16 protein-coding genes are annotated in these 15614 nt (G+C 67.5%); 6 read left to right on the forward strand and 10 right to left on the reverse strand.

Annotated features, from left to right (window positions below):
• Positions 1-132: 132 nt before the first annotated feature.
• Complete coding sequence (locus tag EN818_RS26480; RefSeq protein WP_135905946.1) at positions 133-1029, reverse strand: LysR family transcriptional regulator; 897 nt, start codon at positions 1027-1029, stop codon at positions 133-135.
• 135 nt (positions 1030-1164) lie between these two features.
• On the opposite strand from EN818_RS26480, the gene EN818_RS26485 reads away from it, so the two are divergent.
• Together EN818_RS26485 and EN818_RS33825 are read left to right on the forward strand one after the other, a co-directional pair.
• Positions 1165-2601 carry an MFS transporter gene (locus tag EN818_RS26485; RefSeq protein WP_245420431.1) on the forward strand — a complete coding sequence of 479 codons (1437 nt, stop codon included), beginning with the start codon at positions 1165-1167 and terminating at the stop codon, positions 2599-2601.
• 352 nt (positions 2602-2953) lie between these two features.
• Positions 2954-4522 (forward strand): alpha/beta hydrolase, encoded by a 1569-nt coding sequence (locus EN818_RS33825; protein ID WP_245420430.1) that lies wholly within the window; start codon positions 2954-2956, stop codon positions 4520-4522.
• Positions 4523-4545: 23 nt separating this feature from the next.
• Here EN818_RS33825 and EN818_RS26495 read toward each other — a convergent pair whose 3' ends face one another.
• Together EN818_RS26495 and EN818_RS32845 are read right to left on the reverse strand one after the other, a co-directional pair.
• Positions 4546-4761 (reverse strand): hypothetical protein, encoded by a 216-nt coding sequence (locus EN818_RS26495; RefSeq protein ID WP_095807697.1) that lies wholly within the window; start codon positions 4759-4761, stop codon positions 4546-4548.
• A 193-nt stretch (positions 4762-4954) separates the two neighbouring features.
• Entirely contained in the window at positions 4955-5122 is a 168-nt protein-coding gene (locus EN818_RS32845; RefSeq protein ID WP_165349867.1) for a hypothetical protein, read from the reverse strand.
• A gap of 953 nt (positions 5123-6075) precedes the next feature.
• On the opposite strand from EN818_RS32845, the gene EN818_RS32850 reads away from it, so the two are divergent.
• Positions 6076-6426 (forward strand): hypothetical protein, encoded by a 351-nt coding sequence (locus EN818_RS32850; protein WP_176478403.1) that lies wholly within the window; start codon positions 6076-6078, stop codon positions 6424-6426.
• Between the two features lie 240 nt (positions 6427-6666).
• A complete protein-coding gene (locus EN818_RS26505; RefSeq protein WP_095807696.1) occupies positions 6667-6975 on the forward strand; it encodes a hypothetical protein in 309 nt (102 codons plus the stop codon).
• A 64-nt stretch (positions 6976-7039) separates the two neighbouring features.
• On the opposite strand, the gene EN818_RS26510 is transcribed toward EN818_RS26505, so the two are convergent.
• The 7 genes from EN818_RS26510 to EN818_RS26540 form a co-directional block, all read right to left on the reverse strand.
• Positions 7040-8278: an MFS transporter gene (locus tag EN818_RS26510; protein WP_135905948.1), complete on the reverse strand. Its 1239-nt coding sequence runs from the start codon at positions 8276-8278 to the stop codon at positions 7040-7042.
• A 12-nt stretch (positions 8279-8290) separates the two neighbouring features.
• On the reverse strand, positions 8291-8746 hold the full coding sequence (locus tag EN818_RS26515) for a MaoC family dehydratase (RefSeq protein ID WP_095807694.1): 456 nt from the start codon (positions 8744-8746) through the stop codon (positions 8291-8293).
• Positions 8743-10029, reverse strand: a complete 1287-nt coding sequence (locus EN818_RS26520) for an NAD(P)/FAD-dependent oxidoreductase (RefSeq protein WP_189523848.1) — start codon at positions 10027-10029, stop codon at positions 8743-8745. The genes EN818_RS26515 and EN818_RS26520 overlap by 4 nt, the downstream gene beginning before the upstream one ends.
• A gap of 25 nt (positions 10030-10054) precedes the next feature.
• Complete coding sequence (locus EN818_RS26525) at positions 10055-11281, reverse strand: NAD(P)/FAD-dependent oxidoreductase (RefSeq protein ID WP_095807692.1); 1227 nt, start codon at positions 11279-11281, stop codon at positions 10055-10057.
• Between the two features lie 71 nt (positions 11282-11352).
• On the reverse strand, positions 11353-11931 hold the full coding sequence (locus EN818_RS26530) for an OsmC family protein (RefSeq protein ID WP_095807691.1): 579 nt from the start codon (positions 11929-11931) through the stop codon (positions 11353-11355).
• A gap of 154 nt (positions 11932-12085) precedes the next feature.
• A complete protein-coding gene (locus EN818_RS26535; protein WP_165349864.1) occupies positions 12086-12322 on the reverse strand; it encodes a DUF1127 domain-containing protein in 237 nt (78 codons plus the stop codon).
• 156 nt (positions 12323-12478) lie between these two features.
• The gene (locus EN818_RS26540; protein ID WP_245420429.1) at positions 12479-12979 is read right to left on the reverse strand and encodes a hypothetical protein; all 501 of its coding nucleotides are present in this window, start codon (positions 12977-12979) and stop codon (positions 12479-12481) included.
• A gap of 368 nt (positions 12980-13347) precedes the next feature.
• Here EN818_RS26540 and EN818_RS26550 point away from each other — a divergent pair, with 368 nt between their 5' ends.
• Entirely contained in the window at positions 13348-14712 is a 1365-nt protein-coding gene (locus tag EN818_RS26550; RefSeq protein ID WP_095807689.1) for a nodulation protein NfeD, read from the forward strand.
• The gene (locus tag EN818_RS26555; RefSeq protein WP_095807688.1) at positions 14709-15467 is read left to right on the forward strand and encodes a slipin family protein; all 759 of its coding nucleotides are present in this window, start codon (positions 14709-14711) and stop codon (positions 15465-15467) included. Before EN818_RS26550 ends, EN818_RS26555 begins: the two co-directional genes overlap by 4 nt.
• The last annotated feature ends 147 nt before the right edge of the window (positions 15468-15614 follow it).

A 15614-nucleotide genomic window follows, 5' to 3' on the forward strand; every position in this document is an offset into this window, starting at 1 on the left:
AGACAAGACGCAAACAAACCGCTCCAAGTTACAAAGTAACTGGAGAAGAGGAGTGCGTGAACTGGCGCAACCTCATGCAGAACGGGCCCGTCGACGATAGGTTCCGGGCGGAAAGCGAAAGTCGGTTTCGCTTTACGATCGGCCGGCGCACACCTCCCGCACCAGCGCGCCCAGCCAGCGATGCGCCGGATCGGCGTCGAGGCGCGGATGCCACAGCAGCGAGATGGTGAGTTCCGCCAGCCGCAGGGGCAGCGCGAAGCTGAACATGCCTTCGCGCAGCTTGCCGGTATAGCGCTCGGGCACGGTGGCGATCAGGTCGGAGCCGCGCGCCAGCGCCAGCGCTTCCGAGAAGCCGCCGACCACGGTTGCGATCTCGCGCCTGAGCCCGTCGAGTTCCAGCGCCTCGTCGACCGGCCCGCGGTCGAGTCCGCGGCGCGAGATCAAAATGTGGCGGCCGGCGGCGAAACGCGCGGCGGTGACCCTGGCTTGGCTTAACGGGTGACCTTGCCGCACGACGCCGACGAAGCGGTCGCGGAACAGCGCCTGCGCCCGCACCTCCGGCCCGGTCGAGCCGCCGACCACGCCGGTCTCGAGGTCGACACCGCCTTCGCGCATAGGGGCGCTGTCCTTGTCGGGCTTGGCCACGAAGCGCAGCTGCACGCCCGGCGCTTCGGCGGCGACGCGGGCGATCAGCCCAGGGCCGAAATTCTCCACGAAGCCGTCGCTGTTGCGCAGCGTGAAACTGCGCACGAGCCGCTTGAGGTCGAGCTTCGCGGCCGGGCGCAGCATGGCTTCGGCCTGTTTCACCAACTGGCCGACCTCGGCGCTGAGCTCGATCGCGCGCGACGTCGGCACCAGGCCGCGCCCGGCCCGCACCAGCAGCGGATCGCCGGTTGCTTCGCGCAGCCTTGCCAGCGCCCGGCTCATTGCCGAGGGGCTGAGCCGCAGCCGCCGCGCCGCCTTGGCGACGCTGCCTTCGGCGAGCAGCACGTCCAGCGTGAAGAGCAGGTTGAGATCGGGTCGCGACATAAGCGCAACCATAACATGGTTGTCGCTCGGTGACATGGCGTTTCATGCAATGATGAAGTGCAAATGCTGCATGTTCCGCCATATCTGGCAGCCGCCTATCTTGCCGGCAAGTCTCACCCGCGCCGGAGAAGCACCATGGCCGACATCGCTCATTCCCACGTCGCATCCGCGAGCCGATCCACGGCCGGCGCGCTGGCCAGCCTGTCGCTCGCCATGCTGCTCTCTTCGCTCAGCACCTCGATCGCCAATGTCGCGCTGCCGACGCTGAGCACTGCCTTCGCCGCGTCGTTTCCGGCGGTGCAATGGGTGGTGCTGGCCTATCTCGTGGCCATCACGGCCTTCATCGTCAGCGTCGGGCGGCTCGGCGATCTGGTCGGCCGCCGCCTGCTGCTGGTCGCCGGCCTTGGCCTGTTCAGCGCTGCCTCGCTTGCCGCGGCGCTCGCGCCGTCGCTCGCGCTGCTGGTTGCCGCGCGCGCCGCGCAAGGACTGGGCGCGGCGGTGATGATGGCGCTGACCGTCGCTTTCGTCGGCGAGACGGTGCCGAGGGAGCGCACCGGTAGCGCCATGGGCCTGCTCGGCACCATGTCGGCGATCGGCACCGCGCTCGGCCCCTCGCTCGGCGGCGTGCTCATCGCCGCTCTCGGCTGGCGCGCGATCTTCCTGGTCAACGCCGGGCTCGGCCTCGTTGCCCTGCTTGCGGCGCAGCGCTTCCTGCCCGCCGCGCGCGAGGCCAAGGCGGCGAGCGCCGTCGGCCAGCCGGCGAAGAAAACTGGCCCTCGCTTCGATGTGCTTGGCACGCTGCTGCTCGCCGCGACGCTGGCCGCCTATGCGCTGGCGATGACAATCGGGCGCGGCCATTTCGGCGGCCTCAACATGGCGCTGCTGGCCGTGGCAGCGCTCGGCGCCGGTCTGTTCGTCATCGCCGAGGGCAGGGTCGCCGCGCCGCTGGTGAACCTCTCGCTGCTGCGCGGTTCCGTGCTGGGCTCGAGCCTTGCCGTGAATGCGCTGGTCTCGACTGTGATGATGGCGACGCTGGTCGTGGTGCCGTTCTATCTGTCGCGCGCTCTCGGCTTGGGCGAAGCGCTCACCGGCGCCGTCATGTCGATTGGCCCGGTCGTCTCGGCGCTCTGCGGCGTCGTTTCCGGCCGCATCGTCGATCGCCTCGGCGCCGGCCGCATGATCATCGCCGGCTTGGCGATGATGGTCGTCGGCTGCCTCGCCCTGTCGATGCTGCCGGGCCTGTTCGGCCTCGCCGGCTACACGGCCGCGATCGTGCTTCTGACGCCGGGCTACCAGCTCTTCCAGGCGGCCAACAACACCGCCGTGATGCTGGATGTCGGTGAGCGTGAGCGCGGCGTGGTGTCGGCCATGCTGAGCCTGTCGCGCAATCTCGGCCTCGTCACCGGCGCGGCGGCGATGGGCGCGGTGTTTGCCTTTGCGGTGGGTGCGAGGGATATCGGTCGGGCAGCGCCCGAGGCGGTCGCGAGCGGGATGAGAGTCACCTTCGCGGTGGCGGCGGGATTGGTGGTGGTGGCGCTGCTGATTGCCGTTGGACGTTGGCGAAAGCGTTGAAGCTGCTGATCTCCCCCCTCGTGGGGGAGATGCCTGGCAAGGCAGAGGGGGGCGCTGTCCCGCCAGCCTGTCCGTTTTTGTGACAAACAAGATCACGGAAGGCCGAGTTCCTTCGCGCCCCCCTCTGTCCTGCCGGACATCTCCCCCACGAGGGGGGAGATTGGCAGCTTCGGCGCCGTCGCCAAATGTAACGCATCGCACATTCGGCACTGCCATCTTGGCGTATCGGTCGTGCCGGCAGCGAACAAGGCTTCCGCATTTTAGCCGATTTTGATATTCCGGTGCGGTGTTCTCTCGCCGCTGCGATGAGGAACCGAAGGGGGTAAATGGCAACCGAAGGGTGCCTGGCCGCATGACCGACGGTCCGCAAGCCGGGCCGCTGGAATTGCGCGTGCTCGGTAATTTTGAGGTGGCCCGCGGCGGCGAATTGCTCGACCTGCCGCCCTCACGCAAGACCCGCGCCCTGCTCGCCTACCTTGCCGTCACCGCCAGGTCGCATCAGCGCGAGCGGCTATGCGAGATCTTCTGGGACGTTCCGGACGATCCGCGCGGCGCGCTCCGCTGGAGCCTGTCCAAGATCCGCCAGGTGCTGGGAGATAGCGAATCCGCCCTGGCCGCCGACCGCAACGCGGTGTCGCTGAAGGTCGAAACCGACTACGCCCGCCTGCAGCCCCTGGTGAAGGGCGAGCTGTCCTCATGGCCGACCGACGAGCTGGAGGCCGTTGTCGCCTCGATCCGCGGCGATGTCCTGGCCGATCTGTCGCTCGAGCGGTGCGCCGAATACGAGGCGTGGCGGCAGGCCATCGCCAGCGAGGTCGAGATCGCCGAGCTCGGCATATTGCGCGAGCTGGTCGAGCGCCTGGCCGGCGAGCCGAAGCGGGCGCTGCCGCTCGCCCGGCGTCTGCGCCGCCTCGTTCCCGAGGATGCAAGCCTTGCGGCCGAGATCGAGGCGCTGGAGGAGAAGGTCAGGACGGCGGCCGCGCAGCCGACGGCACGGTCCGCGCAGCCCGCCACCGCTGTCGCCGCCCCGCCGCAATCGCCTGCGCCCGCCAAGAGGCCGGCGCACGCGCAGGACCCCGGCCGCGCCGTGCATTTCTGCCGCGCCGTCGACGGCACCAGGCTCGCCTATGCCAGGACCGGCAGCGGCCCGCCCATCCTGCGCGCCGCGCACTGGATGTCGCATCTCACCTATGACTGGGACAGCCCGATCTGGCGGCACTGGATCGCGGCGCTGTCGCGCGACAACCAGCTGGTGCGCTATGACGAGCGCTGCAACGGCCTGTCGCAGCGTCAGGTGCCCGACGTCTCCTTCGACACCATGGTCTCCGATCTCGAATGCGTGGTCGAGGCGGCAGGGCTCGACCGCTTTACCCTGCTCGGCCTCTCGCAGAGCTGCGCCGTCTCCATCGCCTACGCCATACGCCATCCCGAGAAGGTATCGGGCATGATCCTCTATGGCGGCTATGTCAAAGGTTGGCGGGCACGCGGCGACGCCGGCGAGATCGCGACGCGCGAGGCGATCGCGACGCTGATGCGCGAGGGCTGGGGCAAGTCGAACCCGATGTTCCGCCAGGTGTTCTGCTCGATGTTCATTCCCGGCGCCACGCACGAGCACTTCGCCTGGATGGACGAATTGCTGCTGCGCACCATCCTTCCGGACGACGCCTGGCGCCTGCAAAGCGCCTTTTCCGTCATCGATGTCGGCGATCTTCTGGAGAAGGTTAGCGTGCCGACCTTGGTGTTGCACGCGCGCGACGACAATGTCGCCCCGGTCGAATCCGGACGCACCCTGGCCGCCGGCATTCCAGGCGCGCGCTTCCTCGAGCTGGAAAGCCGCAACCACATCCTGCTCGAAGGCGAACCCGCCTTCGACGAGTTCGTCGGCCATGTCCGGGCCTTCATCGCCGAAACGGCCGGGTGACCGGCCTTGGCGATCGCGTCAGTTCATAGGCGACGGATTTGGTGGATCGCCGTGCCGCCGTCTCCAGGCAATGCCCGCAGCCGGACCGGCCGACCCTGGTTGGCTTGTCGGGCCAGGCGTTCGGCCTCCTCTCGCGTCAACCCGACTGGCAGCTCGCCCGCGATCTCCGCCGGGAGATCGTAAAGCAGGTCATACACCATCCAGTCGTCGCACGGATCCTGGATGACGGCGAATCTCATTGGGCAAGTTTGCCGCTTTATTTGATGCGACTCAATTGTGACCGAAGTCTAATGTGCCGGCGCAGAGGTCTTAGACTGCATAGCGCCGTATATTGGCCGTGACGGCGGATGTATTCGGCAGGCCGCTTGGCAGCATGTTTCGAACATTCAGAGCATGACAGCTATATCGAAAAGCTCCGCAGCTCCCAGCTGCTCATGCCGAATCCTTCGGCTTTATGGCCAGGGCCTCGCGAAGCAGCGAGGGCCATTCGAAGCCGATGAGCAGGACGAGTTCCCGGGCCTGCTCTTCGGTGATGCTGGTCCTCTCGACCAGCCGCCGAACGAGCACGGCCAGCGTGTCATTCTGCTGCTCCGATGTCATGGGAAGGCCTCCGTGGGGCCCCCTAACATTAACATTTGATATTTGTTCCCCGCTATCTTGTTGATCTTGCTCGGCCTCGAGCCGGGTGTCGACGCTGTCGGCAACGCAGAGGCTTGTCGAGCCGCTGCGCATGCCCACAGCTTGCCCGGCAAGAGCCATTCTCGCCCAGCGATCGCTCGATCACCCAGCACGCGCCCCGAGTCGCGCAGCTTCGTCAGCCGCGTCTTCCGGTGTCCGACAGCAGTGTCGCACTGCGGCGCCAGACAGGGCGCTCGGCGCAAAAGGCTCCTCCAAAAAAAACCCTTGACGCCTCACCTGCCCCATCCTCCTTGGCTGCAAGGCTTTCCGGCATCTCCAACCGCGGTAAGCGTCCCTCGACGGGTCTAACCCGTTCGTATTAGCGCCCCCTAAAATGATTGGATTGACACAAACGCCCAAACGGAGCGCGATGCAAGCCAATGCCGCGTCCTCCCTTGGGCACGCGGCAGAGGCCTTCGGTGGAACCCACCCAACAACGCAACACCGGGCCGGGCTGGCTCGTCTCTTGTGTAAGCAGGAGCGAGCCAGTTTGGCGTTCGGAAATAAACCCGCCGGGCGAGAACCCCAACCACCTCAAGCCCGGCGAGCCTACTAACCTGATCAGAATACGCGATCAGGACCGGGATTAACCGGCAACGTCCTCGGTGCAAGGCGTATGCCAGCCTTTCGGTCCTGAAATGGGACAGGTCAGCTTCGGGCGACTCGGCCATGGCCGGGCGTCTGCCGGCAGCTGAAACAAAAAAGCCCGCCTGGGGGACGCCAGGGGGCAAATTTGGGGTTGGAATCCCTGCCTGCGCACAAAGGGGTATGGGCGCAAGCAGGCGCAGTATAACTTTGGCCGGGAGAGAAGGTTCCGTACCTCTTTCGGCCTATGCATGCCGCCCGGCAGCGCGCAACGGTCCCGGGACAAGGGCATGCATCGCTCAGCCGAAAACAGGCCCGCCCGCTGGATCAGCGGGCGGGCCTTTGTCGACCGACAGCGTGACACAGGAGAGAATCTCGCCGCGCCCCGAACCAATATCTCGGCGAGATGTTCCAAAACAAAACAAAAACCCGCCGGCCGAGCCGACGGGTTTCTCAATGGCTGCTGGCCGGGACGTCAGATCGTGGTTGGACCTGATGCCGCCGGAACGGCCGTAACGGCGCCCAGTTTTTCGCGCCTGGTCAGTGTCGGCTTCTCATATGTCTTCTTCATGTGTGGCCCCGCATTTGAATCCAACGCCCGATACCTGCCGCGAAGCTGCTCGACCGTCAACAACAAATGATGAGCGCGCCGGAAGCGAGCAACGGCCCGTTGCCGGGAGGAGGGCAGCGGGCCGTTGCGCTTGGCGGCAGCTACATCCGGGAGGAGTGGACTGCGGCCTGCCGAACCCCCGGGCGACCACATTGTTCCGCAGCCTGCGTGCTCCTGCTTGCCCCGAAGCTGCCCGGCGCCCGGCCGGAACCAAACGGAACGGCATCGGTTTACCCGGCGAAGGGATGTTCAAGGAACCGGGAATATCACAATGAAAACAGTGCTTCTCGCCGCCTTGGCGCTCAGCATCGCGGCGCCGGCCGTAGCATCCCCGGCCGAGGCCGACCTCGTCATCAAGACGCACCACAGGCACCATCATCGGCACGCCGTCGTCATCAACGACGAAGGCCAGCGTCTGCATCACCGCCGCCACGGCACGGAAGCCTTCTACGACAACGGCAGGCGCGCCTGGCATCGCCATCATCGCCGCGATACCGTCGTGATCACGGGCTCCATCGAGCGTCATCATTACCGCCACCATCGCCGTCACGTCATCGTCGACAGCGACACCGACTATTGATCGGCTCCGGCTCGTAGGCGCGGCCTGCGGGCATTGATCCGCCCGAGGCTCGGGACCGACAGCGTCACCGCTTGCCGTGCGCCATGCTTGCGGCGGCCGGCAAGCGGCGCAGCGAAAGCATGGCCAGCGTGCCGACGAGCGGGCCCGGCGCCAGCACCAGGAAAGCCCAGCGCCAGCCGAGCAGAGCCGCGGCATGCGGCAGCAGCCAGATCGTCAGCACCGTCAACCCGAAGCCGAGCCCAAGCTGCACCGACAGCGCGGTGCCGACGAAACGCTGGTCGGCAAGCTCTGTCGCCGCCGCCGAGAACTGCGCGGAATCACCAACCACCGAAACGCCCCAGACCAGGATGACCAGCCCGAACAGCCACAGCGGTCCGTCGAAGGCGAAACCAATGACTATTGCGCAGGAACCGGACACCATCATCATCCCGGCGGTGGTCAGGCTGCGGCCGAAGCGATCGGAGAGCACGCCGCCGATGAGGCAGCCGCCCGCACCGACGGCGATGGCCAGGAAAGTCAGCACCGACGCCAGTTGGGGCGAGGACTGCTGCTGCGCCTCCAGCGCGGCGCGCGTATAGGCGAGCAGCCAGGCCCACATGGCGTAAAGCTCCCACATGTGGCCGAGATAGCCGATATTGACCAGCATCAGCGGCCGGATGCGAAAAACCGCGCCGATCTGGCGCGGTTGGAACACGGCCTTGCCGAAGGCATAGGGCCCCTCGCGGGCGAAGAACCAGAACAGCATCGAGCCGGCAAGCGCGGCCGCGGTGGCGGCCATCACCACGAGCTGCCAGTCGAGCGAACCGGCCAGCGCCCGGAACAGATGCGGCAGCGAGGATCCAAGCGTGAGAGCGCCGATGAGGGCGCCGAGCGCCAGTCCCCGTCCGCGCACGAACCATGTCGAGACCAGCTTTAAGGCCGGCGGATAGACGCCGGCCAGCGCCACGCCGGTCAGGATGCGCGCCGCAATAAGGCCTGCGGGCCCCGGCTGCAGCAGGAGCGAGGCATTGGCCGCGGCCGGGACGAGGGCCGAGATCGCCATCAGCCGGTTGAGCCTGACGATGTCGGGCAGGTTGACCAGGCTGGCCGCCAGCGCGCCGGCGACGAAGCCGATCTGCACGCCATTGGTCAGCCAGACATCGACCGCCCCCGACAGCTGCCAGGCGGCCCTGAGTTCGGGAACGATCGCTGTCGCCGAGGACCAGGTGGTGAGTGACAGCACGACGGCAAGGCAAAGCACGCCGAGCATGCTCCAGCGGTTTGCATCCTCGGCAAGGAGAGCGCCGCCGTTCTGCAAGGCCATCGTTTCCGCCGCTTAACTCTTCGCCACCGGCACGGTGAATACCGTTGCGGTGCCTGTCAAGCAGAGCTCGCCGGCCTCGTTGCGCACCGACGTCTCCAGCCTGGTGATCGGCTTGTCGGGCCGCACCTCCGTGACCTCGACGCGGCCGGTGATCAGTTCGCCGACGCCCACCGCCTTGACGAATTTCCATGCCACTTCGAGGAACACCGAGCCGGGGCCCGGAAGATCCTCGGCCACCAGCGCGTTGAGGATGCCGGAGGTGACGCCGCCCTGCACGATCAGCCGGCCGAACACCGAGGCTTCGGCGGCCGCCTTGTCGTAATGCAGCGGGTTGCGGTCGCCGGTCATTTCGGTGAACGCGACGATGTCTTCGGCGCGCGTGCGCCGCGAGCGCTCGGCGAAAGCGCCCACTTGCGGCCGCCCGTTGGCGATGCCAACCCAGCCGTCCTTCATCACATGTGCAGTCATGATCGTGCTCCCATTCTGTTGCGATACGTTCCGCAGCCGGTCGTGACCGGCGCCTTGTCCTCGTTCGCCGGCGTCCGCCCGGCCGCCGGCCGCGATGCGGAGCGGCGCAGCGGCATGCCCCGTTCGGACAGCGCCTGCACCTCGGCCTTCATTATCGCGCTGAGCCGCCGGTGAGTCTCGCCGATGCCGGCGAGCGTCCAGTCGAAGCCGGCCACGGCATCGGTGGTGGCGAGGATCTGGGCGGCGACGAGATCGCGGTCGCGCTGGTAGGCCGCGAACGCGGCTTCGGAACCATCCACAATGGCCCGTGCCAGGCTCTCGGCGTCGCGCAACGCGTCGGAAATGCCGTGCGCGGTGATCGGGTCGCGGAAGAAGCCGGCGTCGCCGACCAGCGCCCAGCCCGGGCCATGCGCCTGGCGGATGAAGCCCGGCACGCCGCGAAAGGTCTGCAGCCGGACGTCCGTCGGCGCCCGGCTCGCCTGTTCGGCCAGCGCCGGCGACAGCGCCTCCAGCACCTCCATGCGCGCGCCTGCGTGGCCGAGGCGGAAGCGCTGGTCGAACAGCCTCGTCGGCACCGAGGCGACGATGCAGGCCTGCCCGTCATTGGTCGGGATCAGCGAGCCGGCGAGCCCATCGCGAAAATACCAGTGATAGCCCGCGCCGGGTTCGACCGGCGCATAGCCGTAGACATGGGCGGCCGAGACGCTGCCGTGCCGCAGCATCGGCGCGTTGCAGCATTTGGCGACCAGCGAGCCGATGCCGTCGGCGCCGACGACGATGTCGGCGCTCACCCTGAGCGACGCGCCGGCTGCCCGGATCTCGACACCGCGCACGCGTCCGCGTGTATCGGCGATGAGATCGCCGACCGCCATGTCGTGCAGGAACTCCGCACCCGCCTCGCGCGCCGCATCGACCAGCATGCGGTCGAGCACGGTGCGGCGCGGCGCGATCAGGCCGGGAAGGTCGGGCCCCGCGTCGAGCGGGATGGTGATCGCCTCGTCGCCATAGTGGAAGGTCGTCGTCTCGATCAGCGGCGTGCCGGCCTCGAGCAGCGGCTCGAGCAGGCCCCAGCGCGACAGCTGCAGCACGGCCGGCCGCATCAGGGCATGCGTCGACAGCGTGTCCGAGCCATAAGGCCTGCGGTCGATCGCCAGCACTCTGAGCCCGGCGCGGGCGAGCAGCAGGGCGGTCGAGGCGCCGGCGCAGCGCGCGCCGACGATGATGGCGTCATAGTGGGCGCGCCTGGGGACGGCTGGACGCGAGCGGTTCGGGATCGTCAGCATCGTCATTGTCCTCACGCGGCGTTCTTCACGCGGCTTGGCGGCTGTTGCGGTCGAGATAGAGCGAGATCTCGGCGGCGATCGCCTGCGCGTCGGTGCCGACGCCGCCGATGAAGTTGGAATCGCGCTTGCGCAGGAAGCGGAAGCCGAGCGCATAGAGGCCGGGCACGCTGGTGACGCCGTCGCGATGCGCGATCTCGCCGTCGGGCCCGAGCGCCTGCGGCTCCAGCCAATCGAAGGAGCGGGCATAGCCGGTCGCCCAGATCACCGTGCCGATCGATCCGTCGGTCAGCGAAAGCCGCCGCGCATGGGAAGAGGGAACCCTGACCGGCTCGCGGCGCATCGGCCGCGCCGCGCCGGCGAAACGGTCGATCTCGGCGAGCAGGCGCGCCTGCTTCACCTCCGCCGCCGCGACTTGGGCCCCGAGATCGTCGGCGAAGCCGATTGCCCCATCGGCAATGCCTTGCACACGCCCGGTCAGCTCCACGCCGAGCCCCTGCAGCGTGGCAAGGTCGACATCGGCCCCGTCCGGCCGGCCGGCGAGCTGCAGCGACGGCTGGCGCCTGGCGCTTTCGGGATTGGCGAGAGCCTCGAGCCGCTGCGTCATCAAGCCCATCTCGCAGAGCCAGAAGAAGATGTCCTTGCCGCGCCATGTCCGCGGCAGGCGGGTGTGCTTGCCGACCGAGAGCAGCACGCGGCGGCCGGCACGCGCCAACTCGTCGGCGATCTGCACGCCGGAGGAGGACGCGCCGACCACCAGCACGCCGCCGGGCGGCAGTTCGGCAGGGGAGGAATAGCGCGAGGCATGGATGGTGAGCGGGCCGCCCATCATGTCGGGCGCGCAGGGGACGAGCGGCCGGTCGCAATGGCCGGTCGCCACCACCACGGCCTTGCCCGACCAGTCCCCGGCGCTGGTGGCGAGCGCGAAGCCGGCGCCGTTTCGCCGGCACGAAAGTACCTCGACGCCGCATTCGACCGGCACCTGCCAGCGGCTTGCATAGGCTTCGAGGTCATGCACGAACACGTCCTTCGTCCTGAAACCGTCGGGGTCGGGGCCGGCATAAGGGGAACCGGGCAGCGCGTTCAGCCAGTTCGGCGTCAGCAGCCTGAGCGAGCGCCAGGCCTGCGAGCGCCAGCGTTCGCCGACGCGGCCGCGCTCCAGCACGGCGTGGTCGATGCCGCTGCGGCCAAGGCAATGGCTGAGCGCAAGCCCGGCCTGCCCGCCGCCGACGATGACGACGTCTGCGCGTTTCATGGCTCTGTTCCGTTGGCTGGGAGGGAGACGGTGGGTGGGGTAGGGCCCGTCTCCCTCCGTGGGTCATAGGATCACTGGATGGTCTTGATCCCGACCGTGACCGGCACGCCGTTGGTCAGCACGTCGAATACCGCCGAGCGGGCGCGGGCCTGCTCGACCAGCTGCGTGAGCTTCTCGGCCGGCGCATCGCCCTCGACCTCGAACGACACCTGGATGTTCTGGAAGCCGTTGCGCACCTCGTCGGAGATGCCGAGGATGCCGCGCAGGTCGATGTCGCCGTCGACCGAGCACTTGACCTTGGTCAGCTTGATGCCGCGCGCCGCCGCGATGTTGGCGAGGCCCGCCATCAGGCAGCTCGCCAGCCCGTGCAGCAGCCATTCGACCGGAGTCGGCGCATTGTCGGCGCCGCACAGGATCGCCGGATGGTCGCTGTCGGCATAGAAGGGCTTCTCGTGCTTCTGCTCCTGGCCGGCGCCGTGGAAGCCATGCATGACGCTCTTGGAGTGCGTGCCTTCGACCCATTCATTGTGGGCGCGGAACTGGAACTTCGCCAGTTCCGGCTGGCCGGCGACGAAGTTGATCGTGGCGAGCAGGTTCGGCGTGTCTACGCCGTTGAGCGGAACGCGTGCAGGTTTGGTGTTGGGTTGCATTTCTCTTCTCCCTGGGTCGTTTGCGGCTTGGTTGCCGTGACCATGCAGTCTTGGCGCCGAGGCGTTTGAGCGAGAGTGGGTGCCAGCGTGGAATTTTCGATACGCGCGCCGTGGAATTGCATCGCGCGTTTCATTTCCAGGTGGGCGCGCCGCCTCAGCCGAACATCCTGTCGGCCTGGGTTAGCGCGCCTTGCGCGGTGGTGTAGCGGTCGATCTGCGAGCGGCTGATGCCCATGTCCTTCAACATGTGATCCGGCATCGCCTGCAGCGCGGCGCGCTCGCTGCGCATCTTCATGGCGTAATAGGCAAGCCGCAAAAGGCGGCCGGCAGAGCCGGCAAGGCCGAAGCCCGCGCGGCCGGTTTCGTAATGCGCATGATCCATCGTCGTCATCGTCGTCTCCATCAAATTGCGACGCGACCATTCGCGCCGTCGATGGAAGGACAATGAGGCAAGGGCGAGGGAGCCAGCGTTGGAGCCGGCGTCGAAACGAGCGTGGAATCGTGAGGGCAGCGCTAATCCCCCCTCGAGGGGGGAGATCAGCCAGCCTCAATCGGCCTCGCCGCCCGAACCTTTCCCGCACGCGGCCATCACCTTGCCGATGGCAGCACTCGACCCGGCCAGCGGAAAGCGCGCCTCGCCATATCTGTCGGCGGAAACCGTGACCTCGCCCTTGCCGCGCAGCAGGGCGAGCAGTGGGTCGTCTATGCTCAGCTCGGAGGTGAAGTAATTGTACATCGCCTCGAGCTCGAGCTTCTTGGTGAGGCTCTTGTCGCCGGCCTTGAAGGTGAAGGAGCCGCTGATGCCGGGTTCGAGCTGCGGGCCCGAGGCGCCAAGATCGTAGCTCAGCACCGGCTTGGGCAAGCAGGTCAGCATCAGATGCGCGTCGCCTCGCGGCCCGCCGCAGACCGAGGCGGTGAGCACGCTGCCGCCCTCGTCCTCTTCCATCTTGGCGGACCAGGCGCAGGCGGCGGCGTTGGCGGACTGGGTGGTGAAAAATGGAGCGGCCACAGAGGCAGCCGTGATGAATTTCGCCAATGCGCTTTTCATGATCGTCCCCCACTAAAGCTGTCGGATCATACAGAGATTGGCGAAAGCCGGTGAGCGAGCTTTGTGGATAGAGAATTGTGAGGCGTCGGCGCGAGGCACCCCCCTCTGCCCTGCCGGCCATCTCCCCCTCAAGGGGGGAGATTATTCGCTCCGCCGCTTTCGCCATGTTCCAGCGCTAGAAGGCTAGGCGCGGCGCCGATACAGCCAATCTCCCCCCTTGAGGGGGAGATGCCCGGCAGGGCAGAGGGGGGTGCCTCGCGCCGGCCTGGGCAAGATCGGCAGCGGCCGCCGCCTTCGCCCTTCCACCGCACGTCCTCATTGGACTTCGCCTCGGCACAACCCCATATTGAATCCACGGAGCTTTTAGCGTGAGACTCGCGCGGCTGGCCCTTCTCGCAGCGGCTTTCGCGGCCGCCGTCTGTTTCCCCTTGTCCTCGCCCGGAACGGCGGCGGAGAAGATCGCCCTGAGCGTCGCCGTCGATGGTGCGATCGGGCCGGCTAGCACCAGGCAGCTCGAGGAGGCGCTCGACGTCGCCACCAGGCGCAATGCCGCAGTCCTCATCCTTCAGCTCGACACGCCGGGCGGCCTGGTCACCTCGATGCGTGAGATGATCGCCGACATCCTGGCCTCTCCGGTTCCGGTCATCGGCTATGTCGCGCCGGCCGGCGGCCATGCGGCCAGCGCCGGCACCTATATTCTTTACGCCACCCATGTCGCGGCGATGGCGCCCGGAACCAATCTGGGTGCGGCGACGCCGGTCGAGCTCGGCGGCCTGCCCTCGCTTCCGGGCGGCGAGAAGGACGACAAGGGCAGCGGCAAGCCGGCCCCCGACGCCATGATGGCGAAGGCGACCAATGACGCGGTTGCGCTCATCCGTTCGCTGGCGGAGCTGCGCGGACGCAATGGCGACTGGGGCGAGAAGGCGGTGCGCGAGGCGGCGAGCCTGTCGGCCAACGCCGCCTTGCAGGAACACGTCATCGACATCGTCGCCCGCGACGCGGCCGAGCTTCTGCAACTGGCCGACGGCCGCACCGTGGAAGTGGCAGGCAGGAAGGTGGTGCTGGCGACCAAGGGCCTTGCCGTCGAGACGCTGGAGCCCGGCTGGTTCATCCGGCTGCTCTCCGTCATCACCGACCCGAACACCGCCGTCATCCTGATGCTGGTCGGCGTCTATGGCATCATCTTCGAGTTCACCAGCCCGGGCGCCGTGGCGCCCGGCGTCATCGGCACGATCTGCCTCGTGCTCGGCCTCTATGCGCTCAACCTGCTCCCGATCAACTACACCGGCCTTGCGCTGATGCTGCTCGGCGTCGCCTTCCTGATCGTCGAGGCCTTCAACCCCACCGTGGTGCTGGGCCTGGGCGGCGTGGCCGCCTTCCTGCTCGGTTCGGCCATGCTGCTCAAGGTCGAGGGGCCCGGCTTCGCCATGTCGTGGGCCGTCACCGCGCCGGCCGCGGCGCTGACGCTGGGGCTGGCGCTGTTGACCGGCAGCTATCTCTGGGCGGCGCGCCGCAACCCGCCGCGCATCGGCGGCGAAGCCATGCGCGGGGTTTCCGCCGAGATCCTCGACTGGCAGGGCGGCGAGGGCCATGTGCTGGCCTTGGGCGAGCGCTGGCGGGCGCGGGCCGAGGGACCGCTGGCGCCTGGCGACGAGGTCGAGGTGATCGGCGTCAGCGAACTCGTGCTGACGGTGCGGCGTCGCGGCGCGCAAAGCAACGGAGCGGTAAAATGATGGTCGGTTACGTGGCCTATCTGGTCATCGCGGTGGCAGTGATCATGTTCCTGTCGGCGGCCATCCGCATTCTGAGGGAATATGAGCGCGGCGTGGTCTTCACGCTCGGCCGCTTCACCGGGGTCAAGGGTCCCGGCCTCATCATCCTCGTGCCGTTCATCCAGCAGATGGTGCGGGTCGATCTGCGCGTGGTGGTGCAGGACGTGCCGCCGCAGGACGTCATCTCGCGCGACAATGTCTCGGTCAAGGTCAACGCCGTGCTCTATTTCCGCATCGTCGACGCCGAGCGGGCGATCATCCAGGTCGAGGATTTCATGACCGCCACCAACCAGCTGGCCCAGACCACGCTGCGCTCGGTGCTCGGCAAGCATGAGCTCGACGAGATGCTGGCCGAGCGCGACAAGCTCAACAGCGACATCCAGGACATCCTCGACCAGCGCACCGACGCCTGGGGTATCAAGGTGTCCAATGTCGAGATCAAGCATGTCGACCTCAACGAGAGCATGGTCCGTGCCATCGCCAAGCAGGCCGAGGCCGAGCGGCTGCGCCGCGCCAAGGTCATCAACGCCGATGGCGAGCAGCAGGCCGCCGCCAAGCTGGTCGAGGCCGGCCGCATGCTGGCCGCCGAGCCCCAGGCCATGCAGTTGCGCTACTTCGAGGCCCTGCACGACATCGCCGGCGAGCGCTCCTCGACCGTGGTCTTCCCGCTGCCGGTGGATCTGCTCAGCCAGTTCCTGAAGGGGCAGGGCAGGTGATCTTCCATCTCGAGGGGGAGATGGCCTCACTCTCCTTCGTCATCCTAGGGTCTGCGCGCGTCGCTCCGCTCCTTGCTCCGCCCTAGGATGACGAAGACGAGAGGCTGCGTTCCTTCGCACCCCTCTGCCTTGCCAGGCATCTCCCCC

Source organism: Mesorhizobium sp. M3A.F.Ca.ET.175.01.1.1, from assembly GCF_004791945.1.
Lineage (GTDB): Bacteria > Pseudomonadota > Alphaproteobacteria > Rhizobiales > Rhizobiaceae > Mesorhizobium.